Origin of the sequence: Salinispora sp. H7-4, assembly GCF_013416675.1 — a bacterium.
Lineage (GTDB): Bacteria > Actinomycetota > Actinomycetes > Mycobacteriales > Micromonosporaceae > Micromonospora > Micromonospora vitiensis.
On record NZ_JABZED010000003.1, the window covers coordinates 408,673 to 422,218 of the forward strand.

General features: G+C 69.6%; 11 protein-coding genes. 8 read left to right on the forward strand and 3 right to left on the reverse strand.

What is annotated here, in order from left to right; genetic code table 11:
• Window positions 1-66: 66 nt before the first annotated feature.
• Both H0524_RS03825 and cysC read left to right on the forward strand, forming a co-directional pair.
• A complete protein-coding gene (locus H0524_RS03825; RefSeq protein ID WP_180197394.1) occupies window positions 67-645 on the forward strand; it encodes a DM13 domain-containing protein in 579 nt (192 codons plus the stop codon).
• A 91-nt stretch (window positions 646-736) separates the two neighbouring features.
• The gene (cysC, locus tag H0524_RS03830) at window positions 737-2,263 is read left to right on the forward strand and encodes an adenylyl-sulfate kinase (RefSeq protein ID WP_180197395.1); all 1,527 of its coding nucleotides are present in this window, start codon (window positions 737-739) and stop codon (window positions 2,261-2,263) included.
• A 310-nt stretch (window positions 2,264-2,573) separates the two neighbouring features.
• On the opposite strand, the gene H0524_RS03835 is transcribed toward cysC, so the two are convergent.
• From H0524_RS03835 to H0524_RS03845, 3 genes are all read right to left on the reverse strand, one after another.
• Window positions 2,574-3,788: an NADP-dependent isocitrate dehydrogenase gene (locus H0524_RS03835; RefSeq protein WP_018216947.1), complete on the reverse strand. Its 1,215-nt coding sequence runs from the start codon at window positions 3,786-3,788 to the stop codon at window positions 2,574-2,576.
• Window positions 3,789-4,023: 235 nt separating this feature from the next.
• Window positions 4,024-4,974: a malate dehydrogenase gene (locus tag H0524_RS03840; protein WP_018726137.1), complete on the reverse strand. Its 951-nt coding sequence runs from the start codon at window positions 4,972-4,974 to the stop codon at window positions 4,024-4,026.
• A 122-nt stretch (window positions 4,975-5,096) separates the two neighbouring features.
• The gene (locus tag H0524_RS03845) at window positions 5,097-5,957 is read right to left on the reverse strand and encodes a bifunctional methylenetetrahydrofolate dehydrogenase/methenyltetrahydrofolate cyclohydrolase (protein ID WP_180197396.1); all 861 of its coding nucleotides are present in this window, start codon (window positions 5,955-5,957) and stop codon (window positions 5,097-5,099) included.
• Between the two features lie 432 nt (window positions 5,958-6,389).
• Between H0524_RS03845 and H0524_RS03850 the strand changes: the two genes are divergently transcribed.
• From H0524_RS03850 to H0524_RS03875, 6 genes are all read left to right on the forward strand, one after another.
• A complete protein-coding gene (locus H0524_RS03850; RefSeq protein WP_180197397.1) occupies window positions 6,390-7,991 on the forward strand; it encodes an ABC transporter substrate-binding protein in 1,602 nt (533 codons plus the stop codon).
• Between the two features lie 89 nt (window positions 7,992-8,080).
• Complete coding sequence (locus H0524_RS03855; protein WP_180197398.1) at window positions 8,081-9,019, forward strand: ABC transporter permease; 939 nt, start codon at window positions 8,081-8,083, stop codon at window positions 9,017-9,019.
• Entirely contained in the window at window positions 9,012-9,980 is a 969-nt protein-coding gene (locus H0524_RS03860; protein WP_180197399.1) for an ABC transporter permease, read from the forward strand. Before H0524_RS03855 ends, H0524_RS03860 begins: the two co-directional genes overlap by 8 nt.
• A 5-nt stretch (window positions 9,981-9,985) precedes the next feature.
• Entirely contained in the window at window positions 9,986-11,071 is a 1,086-nt protein-coding gene (locus tag H0524_RS03865; RefSeq protein ID WP_180197400.1) for an ABC transporter ATP-binding protein, read from the forward strand.
• A complete protein-coding gene (locus H0524_RS03870) occupies window positions 11,055-12,095 on the forward strand; it encodes an ABC transporter ATP-binding protein (RefSeq protein WP_180197401.1) in 1,041 nt (346 codons plus the stop codon). The genes H0524_RS03865 and H0524_RS03870 overlap by 17 nt, the downstream gene beginning before the upstream one ends.
• A gap of 154 nt (window positions 12,096-12,249) precedes the next feature.
• Window positions 12,250-13,443 (forward strand): helix-turn-helix transcriptional regulator, encoded by a 1,194-nt coding sequence (locus tag H0524_RS03875; RefSeq protein WP_180197612.1) that lies wholly within the window; start codon window positions 12,250-12,252, stop codon window positions 13,441-13,443.
• Window positions 13,444-13,546: the final 103 nt, after the last annotated feature.

The window sequence follows — 13,546 nt, forward strand, 5'->3', positions numbered from 1 at the left end:
CGTAGGGGCGGCAATCGTAAGCCTCCGGTAATTTCACCCACCGGCCCCGACCGGCAGACTGGACGTATGGCCTCAAGACTGCTGCGCGCCCCGCTCACCTGGGTCGCGGTCATCGTTCTCGCCGCCGGCACCGCCTTCGGTCTCTACTGGTTCCAGCCGTGGAAACTGGTCACCGACACCGAGGTGAACGAAGAACTGTCGGTCGTGGCCACCGATGCGCCGTCATCGCCGGCCAACTCCACGACCGCCGGAGGCTCCACTCCGGATGGGGGCTCCGTCTCGGACGCCGGCCCGGTGATCGTGCGCAGCGGCGAGTTCATCACCCACGAACACGACACCAGCGGCACCGCCCGGATCATCCGCACGGCCGAGGGCAAACTGCGCCTGGAACTGGTCGGCCTGGCCACCTCCAACGGCCCTGACCTGCGGGTTTGGTTGACCGACCAGCCGGTGCAGAGCGGCGAGGCTGGGTGGCATGTGTTCGACGACGGCCACTGGGTCGAGTTGGGCCGGCTCAAGGGCAACCGCGGTGACCAGGCGTACGACATCCCGGCCGAGGTGGACCTGGACAAGCTGACCAGCGTGTCAATCTGGTGCAAACGGTTCGCGGTGTCCTTCGGCGCGGCCCCCTTGGCCACTGCCTGAAGTCCGGCCACGCCCCCATCTCCTGGAGTGGCACTCGACCGATCCCCCGGTCGGCTGAGAAACTAATGCCGAACAGTGATTTGGGGGGTTCATGAGTAACGGTTGGGTGCCGCCCGACGAGGTGCTGCGGGACGCGCCGGCGTACTCGCCCCGCCCGGGTGAACTGGCCGACCTGGAGCTACTCCTCACCGGGGCGTACACCCCGCTGACCGGCTTCATGACCCGCGCCGACCTGGTCTCGGTGAGCCGGCGGGGCCGGCTCACCGACGGCGTTCCCTGGTCGGTGCCGGTAACGCTCCAGGTGCCCGCGGCCCTCGTCGAGCGACTCGACGCCCGCGATCCGGCCCACCGCACGTTGGTGCTGACCGACGGCGAGGGGGCCCCGATGGCCGCGCTGGAGGTCGCCGACACCTGGCCGGTCCGCGACGGGGTGACGGGGGTCGGCGGTCCGGTTCGCCGGCTCGGTGACGGCGGGCACGGCCCGTTCCAGCGGCTGCGCCGCACCCCGGAGGAGATTCGCTCACTGCTGCCACCCGGCCGGGTGCTCGGGGTGGTCGCCGACCGGCCGCTACACCGGCCGCAGCTCGCCCAGATCGCCCACGCGACCCGTACCCTCGGCGCCCACCTGCTGGTGTTGATCCCGGTCGGCGCGGACGGCGGCGAGCTGCCGCCGGAGGCCCTGGTGCGCAGCGTCTTCGCCGCCCGGGACCGGATGCCGCCGGCGACCCTGGTCGCCGTTCCACTGCCCCGCCGACGCGAGGAGATCGCCGACGCGCTGCTCCGGGCACGGGTCTCGGCGGCGTACGGGGTGACCCATCTGCTCTCCACCGGCGAGACGCTCTCCGGTGCCGGGCTGCGGGTGCTGGTCCCACGGGAGTTGGCCTACGACAACCGCGACGGGCAGTGGCGGTGGCGGGAGGACATCCCGCCGCGCAACCGGCGGCAGGCCCTGACCCAGGCCGAGATCGACGACCTGCTGGACCGGGGATTCCCGCTGCCGGAGTGGCACACTCCCCCGGCGGTGGCGAAGGAGTTGGTACACGCCCGCCCACCCCGCCGCTACCGAGGACTGGTCATCTTCCTGACCGGCCTCTCCGGTTCCGGCAAGTCCACCATCGCCCGTGGTCTCACCGATGCCCTACGGGAGCAGGGCGAACGGACGGTCACCCTGCTCGACGGCGATATCGTGCGCCGGGAGCTGTCGGCGGGGCTCGGCTTCAGCAAGGCCGATCGGGACACCAACATCCGCCGGATCAGCTGGGTGGCTGCCGAGATCGCCCGGCACCGCGGGGTGGCGATCTGCTGCCCGATCGCCCCCTACGAGCAGGCGCGGGCCGCCGCTCGAAAGATGACGCTGGCCACCGGGGCTGGCTTCCTACTGATCCACGTCTCCACCCCGCTGGAGGTCTGCGAGCAGCGGGACCGGAAGGGCCTGTACGCGCGCGCCCGCGCCGGCCTGCTGACCGGGATGACCGGAGTGGACGACCCGTACGAGGAGCCGACCGACGCTGACCTCACACTCGACACGACCGACCTGTCGGTGGAGGAGGCGGTGCAGGCGGTCCTGCACCAACTGGCCGAGACGGGGTGGGTCGAGCCCCGCCACCCGAGCGGATAGTTTCCCGGAACCGGAACCGGAACCGGGAGCCGGGAAGGGCTCAGAACCGGGGCGCGGGGGGCCCGGGACAGGGCCCCCCGCTGGGAAGGGACGGCTGGCTGTGCGCGACAGCCGGGAAGCTGACGGGCGGCGCACATCGTGGGCGACCACGGTCAACTTTCCTGGACGCGACTGGCATCTCGTCCATCTGGGTCAACGAGGCGCGCCGGAGAAAGTCGCGCTACCCGCCGGCTCGACCCCGCCCCGCCGGCTCGACCCCGCCCCGCCGACTACCCAATCGGTAGTCGGCGGCCCCGCCGGTCGGAATTGATCAGGCGAGCTTGCGGGCCAGGTTCTCGTCCAACGCGTTCATGAACTCGTCGGTGGTCAGCCACGGGGCGTCCCGCGAGATGAGCAGCGCGAGGTCCTTGGTCATCTGACCGCCCTCGACGGTCTCGATGATGACCTTCTCCAGCGTGTTGGCGAACTCGGCAACCGCCGGGGTGCCGTCCAGCTTGCCCCGGTGGGCCAGGCCCCGGGTCCAGGCGTAGATCGAGGCGATCGGGTTGGTCGAGGTCTTCTCGCCCTTCTGGTACTGCCGGTAGTGCCGGGTGACGGTGCCGTGCGCGGCCTCGGCCTCGACGGTACGGCCGTCCGGGGTCATCAGCACGGACGTCATCAGGCCGAGCGAGCCGAAGCCCTGCGCGACGGTGTCGGACTGCACGTCACCGTCGTAGTTCTTGCAGGCCCAGACGAAGCCGCCCTCCCACTTGAGCGCCGCGGCGACCATGTCGTCGATCAGCCGGTGCTCGTAGCTGATGCCGGCCGCCTCGAACTCGGCCTTGAACTCGGCCTCGTAGACCTCGGCGAAGATGTCCTTGAACCGGCCGTCGTACGCCTTGAGGATGGTGTTCTTGGTCGACAGGTAGACCGGGTAGCCACGGTCGAGGCCGTACCGCATGGAGGCGCGGGCGAAGTCCCGGATCGACTCGTCGAAGTTGTACATGCCCATGGCGACGCCGCCGCCGGGGAAGTTGGCGATCTCCATCTCGACCGGCTGGGTGCCGTCGGTCGGGGTGTAGGTGATGGTGACCTTGCCGGGCCCGGGAACGACGAAGTCGCTGGCCTTGTACTGGTCGCCGTGGGCGTGCCGGCCGATGATGATCGGCTTCGTCCAGCCGGGCACCAGCCGCGGCACGTTGGACATGATGATCGGCTCGCGGAAGACGACGCCGCCGAGGATGTTGCGGATGGTGCCGTTCGGCGACCGCCACATCTTCTTCAGGCCGAACTCCTCGACCCGCGCCTCGTCCGGAGTGATCGTGGCGCACTTGACGCCGACGCCGTGCTCCTTGATCGCGTTGGCGGCGTCAACGGTGGCCTGGTCGTCGGTCTCGTCCCGGTGCTGGATCGAGAGGTCGTAGTACCGCAGGTCGACGTCGAGGTAGGGCAGGATCAGCTGCTCCCGGATCTGCTTCCAGATGATCCGGGTCATCTCGTCGCCGTCGAGCTCTACGACCGGGTTGTTTACCTTGATCTTCGCCATCGGCCGGCGCTCCTCTCGGGGGACACATGCTCAAGCAGTACGAGCGTACTGCAAACAATCTCGGCCTCCCCAGCCGGCCTCATCCCGGGCCCCGAGCCCTCCGCGTAGGCGACGGCGGCCCGCGGCCGGGTGGCCCCGGGACCAGGTGACCCCGGGACCAGGTGACCCCGGGACCAGGTGGCCGCAGGCCGGGTGACCCCGGGACCAGGTGGCCGCGGGGCCGCCGTCGGGATGATCACATGCTGGCGACGTCGCCCTGCTTGGCGCGAACCGCCTCGGCGGCCTCCTTCAGCGCGGCCAGCTCATCGGCGTCCAGGTCGGTCTCGACGACCCGCCGGACTCCCTGCGCGCCGATCTCCGCCTCCACCCCGAGGTAGACGCCGGAGATGCCGTACTCCCCGTCCACCCAGGCGCAGACCGGCATGACGTCGCCGGAGTCCTCGGCGACGGCCTTCGCCATCCGGGCGGCGGCGGCCGACGGGGCGTAGTAGGCCGAGCCGGTCTTCAGCAGCGCCACCACCTCGGCGCCACCGTTACGGGTCTTGACCACCAGCTCCTCGATCTGCTCCGCGGGCATCGCCTCGCGCAACGGCTTGCCGGCCACGCTGCTCTTCGACGGCACCGGGACCATGGTGTCCCCGTGCGAGCCCAGCGTCAGCGTCCGCACCGAGGCCACCGGTACGCCGAGCGCCTCGGCCACGAAGTTGGTGAACCGGGCGGTGTCCAGCATGCCCGCCTGGCCGAGCACCCGGTTGTGCGGGAACTGGGTGGCGATCTGGGCCAGCGCGGTCATCTCGTCGAGCGGGTTGGAGACCACGATCACGACGGCGTTCGGCGCGTACTTGGCGACGTTCTCGGCTACCTGCCGGACGATCTTGGCGTTGGTCTCCAGCAGGTCCATCCGGCTCATGCCCGGCTTACGCGGCAGGCCGGCGGTGACAACAACCACATCCGAGCCCTCGATGGCCTCGTAGCCCTCGCCGTTGGGGCCGGTGGTCACGCCAACCAACTTGGTCTCGAAGCCCTCGACGGCCCGCGACTGGTTGAGGTCCAGGGCGAGACCCGCCGGCTTACCCTCCACGATGTCGGTGATCACGACGGTGTCGAAGACGTCGTACTCGGCCAGACGCTGCGCGGTGGTGGAGCCGTAGAAGCCGGCCCCGACGACAGTGACCTTCTTACCCATTGACGTCCCACTCCCTGATACCAGTCGGTTTTTCCGGACCGTATCAGCCATCCTGGCACCGATCCGGTCAGGGGCGGACGGTTACACCCCCGATGCGTGCGCTTCGGTGCCGCTGCGGGACCTCAGCCGCGTTCGGCCCGCTCCACGACGTTGGTCAGCAGCATCGCGCGGGTCATCGGCCCCACTCCGCCGGGCATCGGGACCAGGGACCCGGCCACCTCGGTGACGCCGGGATCCACGTCGCCGGTGTAGCGGCCCTTACCATCGGGGCCGATCACCCGGGTGATACCGACATCCACCACCACCGCACCCGGCGTGATCATGTCGGCGGTGAGGAGCCCCGGCACCCCGGCCGCGACGATCACGATGTCCGCGGCCCGGGTGTGCGCGGTGAGGTCGAGGGTGCCGGTGTGGCAGAGGGTGACGGTCGCATTCTCGCTGCGCCGGGTGAGCAGCAGTCCGAGCGGGCGGCCGACCGTGTTACCCCGACCGACCACGACAACCCGGGCACCTCGCAGCGCCACGTCGTGCCGGCGGAGCAGCTCGACGATGCCGCGCGGGGTGCAGGGCAGCGGCCCCGGGTAGCCGAGCACCAGCCGGCCCAGGTTGACCGGGTGCAGACCGTCGGCGTCCTTGTCCGGGTCGATCAGCTCCAGCACCCGCTGGGTGTCGAGGTGGCCGGGGAGCGGCAGCTGCACGATGTAGCCGTGACAGGCCGGATCGGCGTTCAGGTCCGCCAGCACGGCGTCCACCTGCTCCTGCGAGGCGTCGGCCGGGAGCTCCCGACGAAGCGAGGCGACGCCGACCTCGGCGCAGTCCCGATGCTTGCCGTTGACGTACGCCTGGGAGCCAGGATCGCCGCCGACCAGGACGGTGCCGAGACCGGGAGTGACACCCCGTTCCGCCAGAGCCTTCACGCGCACCCGCAGCTCATCCTTGATCTGGGATGCGGTCGCCTTGCCATCCAGAAGCGTCGCCGTCACCTCCAGATCGTCTCACGCCGGCCACCGTGCGGAGCCGACGACCCGGGCAGCCGACGGCCGACACGGTGGTGACCGGGGACACCCGGGACCGCCCGTCACGTGCAATAAGTCACTCTGAGTAGCGCAGAATGACCCAAACCTGGACGACCAACTGCGGGCGGGGGCACGCCGGACGGGTCGGCGACGGCGGGTTCGGTGTCGCCGTTGCGGGTCGACACCCCCGCCCGATCCACCCATCCAGTGGGACAAAAGTGCAGTTCAGCCACGGATCCCTAGCACGGAGGGGTGCCCCAGACAAGCCTCCTCCCCACCCTCCGTTACGGCTTCGCAACCCTTCCGTTGTCGATCGCTGACCGGCGGCCTACCGTTGCCGGTCGTTGCGCAGCGTTACCCAACGTCGGGTCCTGCGCAGCGTGAGGATGAGGAGGCTTCATGCGCGTTCGTAGACTCGCCGCCTGGACGGCCCTCCCGCTCGCGGTTGCCCTGGGCCTGACGGCCTGCGGCTCCGGCAGCGGTGGTTCCGGCGGGACCGACCCCAACGCGGCCGTGCGGATCGAGATCGCCGAGCCGCAGCATCTGGTTCCGACCAACACCAACGAGACCAGTGGCTCGCAGGTGCTCGCTGCCCTGTTCAGCCCGCTGGTCGACTACGACGACGCCCACCAGGCGTACGAGGTGGCAGCCGAGTCGGTGACGTCCGAGGACAACATCACCTGGACGATCACGCTCAAGGACGGCTACACCTTCCACAACGGCGAACCGGTCACCGCCGACAACTACATCGACGCCTGGAACTACGGCGCCTACGCCCCGAACGGCCAGGGCTCGAGCTACTTCTTCGAGAAGATCGCCGGGTACGAGGAGCTGCAGGGCGAGACCCCGGCGGCGCAGACGCTGTCCGGCCTGGAGAAGGTTGACGACCTGACGTTCACCGTCACCCTGTCCGCGCCGTACTCCGATTTCCGGACCATGCTCGGGTACAACGCTTTCTACCCGTTGCCGAAGGCCGCATTCTCGGAGCCGGGCGTGCTCGACGAGGGCTACGAGCAGGCGCCGATCGGGCAGGGCCCGTTCCAGATGAAGGGCACCTGGCAGCACGACGCCCGGGTCGAGGTCGAGCGGTACGACGCCTTCCCCGGCGAGCAGCCGAAGGTGGCGGGCGTCGAGTTCCGGATCTACCAGCAGCCCGCCGCCGCGTACGCGGATGTCCTCTCGGACAACCTCGACGTGATCAAGGTGATCCCGACCGAGAACCTGTCGACGGCCCCCACCGACCTGGGGGACCGGTTCCAGACCAGCCCCGGGTCGTCCTTCCAGTTCCTCTCCTTCCCGACCTACCAGGAGGAGTTCAGCGACCCGGACGTGCGTAAGGCGATCTCGATGGCGATCGACCGGGAGGAGATCACGAAGGCGGTCTTCAAGGACTCGCAGGCGCCGGCCCGCTCGTTCGTCTCCCCGGTTGTCGCGGGCTACCGCGACAACACCATCGGCGACGCGGGTACCTTCGACCCGGCCAAGGCCAAGGCGCTCTACGAGAGCGCGGGCGGCCCGAGCCAGATCGAGATCTCGTACAACGGCGACGGCGGCCACAAGGACTGGGTCGACGCCACCTGCAACCAGCTCCGGGCGAACCTGGGTGTGGAGTGCGTCGGCAGCGCCGAGCCGAAGTTCTCCGACCTGCTGACGAAGGTCAAGGCGGAGCAGCCGGTCGGCCTGTTCCGGATGGGTTGGGTCATGGACTACCCGTCCATGGAGAACTACCTGGGCCCGCTGTACAGCAGCAACGGCTCGTCGAACTTCTACGGCTACGAGAACCCCGAGTTCGACAAGCTGGTCGCCGAGGGTTCGGCGGCGGCCTCCGAGGAGGAGGCGATCGCGAAGTACCAGCAGGCCGAAGACCTGCTGGCCGAGGACATGCCGGTGATCCCGCTGCGCTACGGCCAGAACGTCTTCGGGCACTCGAGCAACGTCACGAACGTGGAGTTGGACCTCTTCAACCGGGTCGACCTGCTGAAGATCGAGGCAGTCCAGTAGTTCCGTAACGAGCGGCGTGGTCGGGTCACCGGGTAGCTGGTGACCCGACCACGCCTCCCCTTCGCCCTTTTTCAGAGAGACTGCCTAGTATGGTCCGCTTTATTCTGCGACGACTGCTCCAGATGGTCCTCGCCTTCTTCGGGACCACGCTGATCGTCTACGCGCTGATGTTCGCCGGTCAGGGTGACCCCATCCAGGCACTCGCCGGCGAACGCCCGGTCACCGACGCCCAACGGGCATACCTGACGGAGAAGTTCCACCTGGACCGGACCGGTATCGACGGCTTCTTCTACCGCTACTTCGACTACATCCGGAACCTGCTCCAGGGCGACCTCGGCGAATCCCTCACCGGGCGACAGATCGGCGACATCCTCGCCGCCGCCTGGCCGGTGACGATCAAGCTGGCCCTGATCGCGATGACGGTTACCGTGCTCGTCGGAGTCACCGCCGGTGTGCTCGCCGGAATTCGCCGGGCCAGCATCTTCGACAACTCGACGCTGCTGCTGACCCTGGTCGTCCTTGCCGTGCCGACCATCGTGCTGGCACCCATCGCGCAGTACCTCCTCGGCGTCCGGTGGCAGCTCTTCCCGCCCACCGCCGGCGCCGACCCCGACTTCTACGCGCTCCTCCTGCCCGGGATCGTCCTCGGTTCCCTCTCCCTGGCCACCGCGCTGCGGCTGACCCGAACCTCGGTGGCCGAGAACCTGCGCGCCGACTACGTCCGCACCGCCCGGTCGAAGGGCCTGGTCAAACGACGGATCGTCAGCGTCCACGTACTGCGCAACTCGCTCATCCCGGTGGTCACCTTCCTCGGCGTCGAGCTGGGCAACCTGATGGGCGGCGCGATCATCACCGAAGGGGTGTTCAACATCCCCGGGGTCGGTTTCAACCTCTTCCGCGCTATCCGTACCGAGGACGGCCCGTTGGTGGTGGGGATCGTCAGCGTGCTGGTCGTGGTCTACCTCGTCGCCAACCTGGTGGTGGACGTGCTCTACGCCGTACTCGACCCGAGGATCCGCTATGAGTGATTTCCAGACGGTGGCCGGGTCGGAGGACCCCAACGCCCGGCGCGGCCCCTCCGGCGAACCCCACGCGCCGAACCAGGTCGGCGGTACCTCCGTCACCCCCGGCCGACCCCGCAGCCTCGCCGGCGACGCCTGGCGGGACCTACGGCGAAAGCCGATCTTCTGGATCAGCTCCGCCCTGGTCCTGGTGGTCACCGCGATGGCCGCCGTGCCCGCGCTGTTCACCGCCGCCGACCCGGCCGACTGCCTCCTCTCCCGACAGCACGCCGGCCCGTCCGGCGGAGCGATCTTCGGGTACGACTTCCAGGGCTGCAACACGTACGCCCGGGCGGTCTACGGCGCCCGCGCCTCGCTCCTGGTCGGCGCCCTCTCGGCGCTGCTCACCGGGCTGATCGCGCTCACCGTCGGCATGCTCGCCGGGTACTTCGGCCGGTGGATCGACGCCATCCTCTCCCGGGTGATCGACATCGTGCTCGGTATCCCGCTGCTGCTCGCCGCGATCGTGCTGCTCAAGCGAGTCGCCAGCGACAGCGCGACGATCCGCATCGCGGCCGTCATCTTCGTCCTGGCGGTGCTGGGCTGGACGACGACGGCCCGGGTGGTCCGCTCGTCGGTGATCACCGCGAAGGAGCAGGACTACGTCTCCGCCGCCCGGATGCTCGGCGCGAGCAACAGCCGGATCATGTGGCGACACATCCTGCCCAACACGCTCGCCCCCGCCATCGTGGTGCTGACCATCGCGCTCGGATCGTTCATCGCGGCCGAGGCGACACTCTCCTTCCTCGGCATCGGGCTCAAGGAACCCACGATCTCCTGGGGCATCGACATCAACAACGGCCGGGTGCACATGCGGGAGTCGGCCACCCCGCTGATCGTCCCGTCGACCTTCCTCGCGCTGACCGTGCTGGCGTTCATCATGCTCGGCGACGCGATCCGAGACGCCTTCGACCCGAAACTCCGGTGAGCCCCATGCGCGGGAACCGGCCCACCCGTGGCAGCGAGCGAAAGGCAGGCACTGTGTCCCAGTCCGCCGTCCAACCCACGCCCGCCTCCCCCACTCCGGAGGGCGGCCACCTGCTCGAGGTACGGGACCTGCACGTCGAGTTCCGCACCGGAGAAGGTGTGGCGAAGGTGATCAACGGTGTCTCGTACCACCTGGACGCCGGGGAGACCCTAGCCGTGCTCGGCGAGTCCGGCTCCGGCAAGTCGGTCACCGCCCAGGCGATCATGGGCATCCTGGACACCCCGCCCGCGGTAATCCGCTCCGGGCAGATCCGCTACCAGGGCCGCGACCTGCTCACCCAGTCGGAGGAGCAACGCCGGCAGGTACGCGGCACCGAGATCGCCATGATCTTCCAGGATGCCCTCTCCGCGCTGAACCCGACCTTCCCGGTCGGCTGGCAGATCGGCGAGACGCTGCGCCAACGGGCCGGGATGTCCCGCGGCGACGCCCGCCGACGGGCGATCGAACTGATGGAGCTGGTCAAGATCCCGGCCGCGGCCAGCCGGCTCGGCGACTACCCGCACCAGTTCTCCGGCGGGATGCGGCAACGCGTCATGATCGCCATGGCGTTGGCGCTGAACCCGAAGGTCCTCATCGCCGACGAGCCGACCACCGCGCTGGACGTGACCGTGCAGGCCCAGATCATGGACCTCCTGTCCGACCTGCGCCGAGACCTCGGCATGGCGATGATCCTGATCACCCACGACCTCGGCGTGGTGGCCGGGGTCGCCGACCGGATCGCCGTCATGTACGCCGGGCGGATCGTCGAACACGCCGACGTCCGATCGCTGTACAAGTCACCTGCCCACCCGTACACCAAGGGGCTGTTGGAATCGATCCCCCGGCTGGACTTCCACGGCCAACAGCTGTCGACCATCCGCGGCCTGCCGCCGAACCTGATGCGCATCCCGTCCGGCTGCCCCTTCCACCCCCGGTGCCCCTACGTCCAGCAGGTCTGCGTGGACGTCGTACCGCACGACCTGGTCCTCGGCGACGGCCGGACCAGCGCGTGCCACTTCGCGCAGGAGGTCCGCGATGACCGCGCCCGCTAGCCCGCCGAAGAAGGTACGCGGCGAGCCGATCCTGTCCGTCGAGAACCTGGTCAAGCACTTTCCAATCACCCGGGGCGTCGTCTTCCAGCGCCCGGTCGGCGCGGTCCGCGCCGTGGACGGGGTCAGCTTCGACCTGCGCCGCGGGGAGACCCTCGGCATCGTCGGCGAGTCCGGCTGCGGCAAGTCCACCCTGGCCCGGCTGCTGATGCGGCTGGAGATCCCGACCTCCGGAGCGGCGACCCTGGAAGGGCGGGACCTCTTCGCCGCCCGCGGCGGGGAGTTGCGCCGGCTCCGCCGCAACATGCAGATGGTCCTCCAGGACCCGTACACCTCGCTGAACCCGCGGATGACCGTCGGCGACATCATCGGGGAACCCTTCGAGATCCACCCGGATGCGGCGCCCAAGGGCAGCCGGCAACAGCGAGTCCAGGAGCTGCTGGACATGGTCGGGCTCAGCCCCGAGCACATCAACCGGTACCCGCACCAGTTCTCCGGCGGCCAGCGCCAGCGCATCGGCATCGCACGCGCGCTCGCGCTACGCCCCGAGGTGATCGTCTGTGACGAGCCGGTCTCCGCCCTGGACGTCTCGATCCAGGCGCAGGTGATCAACCTGCTGGAGCAGCTGCAGGACGAGCTCGGCCTCTCGTACATCTTCATCGCCCACGACCTGTCGGTGGTACGGCACATCTGCGACCGGGTCGCGGTGATGTACCTGGGCCGGATCGTCGAGCTCGGCACCGAGGAGGAGATCTACCAGCGGGCCACCCACCCGTACACCCAGGCGCTGCTGTCGGCGGTGCCGGTGCCCGACCCGGAGCAGCGGGACAACCAGAACATGATCCGCCTGATCGGCGACGTGCCGAGTCCGGCGAACCCGCCGAGCGGCTGCCGGTTCCGCACCCGGTGCTGGAAAGCGCAGGACATCTGCGCCACCCAGGACCCGGACACCGTGCCGCGCGCCGCCGACCCGCACCCGTCGGCCTGCCACTTCGCCGAACTCCGCGAGCCAACGTCCCCCTCCTGACGACCGCACCCCAGCTCGCGGCCATCAGGGATCCGGGCAGGATCGCTGGCACGCCTCCGTATCGGTGACGGCGAGTACCGTCAACTGTGGTGGCGCGCCGGAGTACCCGGCCGGCGGTCCGCCGCCCAGAATCGCTACCTGGGAGGCGACGATGATGGACCAGACGACCTTCGGTGCACGCCTGCGCGCCCACCGCGAACGTGCCGGGAAGACTCGACCGGTCCTCGGCGGTCTGGTCGGTCGCAGCGCGGAGTGGGTCAAGGCGTTGGAGAACGGACGCCTACTTCCGCCCCGCCTTCCCATGATGCTTCGCCTGGCTGAGGTATTGGGGCTCGCCGACCTGGCCGACCTGACCGGAGATCAGACCCTGCCCGTGGCGTCGGTGACCCGCGCTGGTCATCCCGCTCTCGACAAGGTCGCCGCCGCGATGCAACGCTCTCCCCTGCCGGCCGGTCCGGCTACTCGGGTCGAGGTGCTGCGCGGCCTGGTCGGTCAGGCGTGGGAGTTGTGGCACCGTTCAACCAACGAACGGACGGCGGTCGCCGGGGTACTTCCCGGACTGCTGAGCGAAGCGCAGCGCAGCGCTCGCCGGCTGGACGGCCTGGCCCGCCGACACGCGCTCGTCGAACTGGCCCGGGTCTACCACCTCGCCCAGTTGTACCTGGCCCACCAGCCGTACCCAGAGTTGGTGTGGCTGGCCGCTGACCGGGCGATGCTTGCCGCGCAGGACGCCGACGACCCTGCCGCGATCGCGGCGGCCGGCTGGTACTACGCCCACGTTTACCGCGGAGCCAACCAGATCGACGCCGCCGAGCAGGTGCTTGTCGACGCTGCCGCTCTGGTTGACCCCGCCGCCGACGACGAACAGCTGGCCCGGTGGGGGCAGGCCCAGCTCGGCATCGCGCTGGGGCGCAGCAAGGCTGGTCGAGCCGGGCAGGCGTGGCGGGCATGGGACGCCGCCGACGAGGCCGCCAGCCGGCTTGGCAGCGGGTACACCCACCCGTGGTTGATGTTCGGACCTGCCGCCTGCACGACCTACGCGGTCACTATCGAAACGGACCTGTGCCGGCCGGGTGCGGCGGTTCGGCGTGCGGACACCATGGACTACCGTGCGCTTCCGTCGTGCACCCGTCGGGCCGCCGCCCTGATCGAGGGCGCACGGGCGCATGTGCTGCACCGAGGTGAGGTGGCGGCGGTGCACCTGCTCGGACGGGCACTGCGGGAGAGCGCGGACACCGTGCGACACCATCCGTACGCCCGCACCGCTGTCCTGGAGCTGTCCAGCCGGCCCGGCATGGTCGGGGAGGAGGCGAGGGAACTCGCCCTCGCGATCGGCGTAACGGGGTAGCGCTCCCTCAGGTACAGACTCTCCCCGCCGCCACCCGCGACCGTTCGTAGCGTCCAGGTCACTGGTGGCGGGCAACCACTTCGGCCGCACTCCCGAGAGTGCC

What these genes read in the sequence shown, in the direction of transcription:
- H0524_RS03825 (WP_180197394.1), top strand. Translation starts at nt 67, where the DNA reads ATGGCCTCAAGACTGCTGCGCGCCCCGCTCACCTGGGTCGCGGTCATC.
- cysC (WP_180197395.1), top strand. Translation starts at nt 737, where the DNA reads ATGAGTAACGGTTGGGTGCCGCCCGACGAGGTGCTGCGGGACGCGCCG.
- H0524_RS03835 (WP_018216947.1), bottom strand. Translation starts at nt 3,788, where the DNA reads ATGGCGAAGATCAAGGTAAACAACCCGGTCGTAGAGCTCGACGGCGAC.
- H0524_RS03840 (WP_018726137.1), bottom strand. Translation starts at nt 4,974, where the DNA reads ATGGGTAAGAAGGTCACTGTCGTCGGGGCCGGCTTCTACGGCTCCACC.
- H0524_RS03850 (WP_180197397.1), top strand. Translation starts at nt 6,390, where the DNA reads ATGCGCGTTCGTAGACTCGCCGCCTGGACGGCCCTCCCGCTCGCGGTT.
- H0524_RS03855 (WP_180197398.1), top strand. Translation starts at nt 8,081, where the DNA reads ATGGTCCGCTTTATTCTGCGACGACTGCTCCAGATGGTCCTCGCCTTC.
- H0524_RS03860 (WP_180197399.1), top strand. Translation starts at nt 9,012, where the DNA reads ATGAGTGATTTCCAGACGGTGGCCGGGTCGGAGGACCCCAACGCCCGG.
- H0524_RS03865 (WP_180197400.1), top strand. Translation starts at nt 9,986, where the DNA reads ATGCGCGGGAACCGGCCCACCCGTGGCAGCGAGCGAAAGGCAGGCACT.
- H0524_RS03870 (WP_180197401.1), top strand. Translation starts at nt 11,055, where the DNA reads ATGACCGCGCCCGCTAGCCCGCCGAAGAAGGTACGCGGCGAGCCGATC.
- H0524_RS03875 (WP_180197612.1), top strand. Translation starts at nt 12,250, where the DNA reads ATGGACCAGACGACCTTCGGTGCACGCCTGCGCGCCCACCGCGAACGT.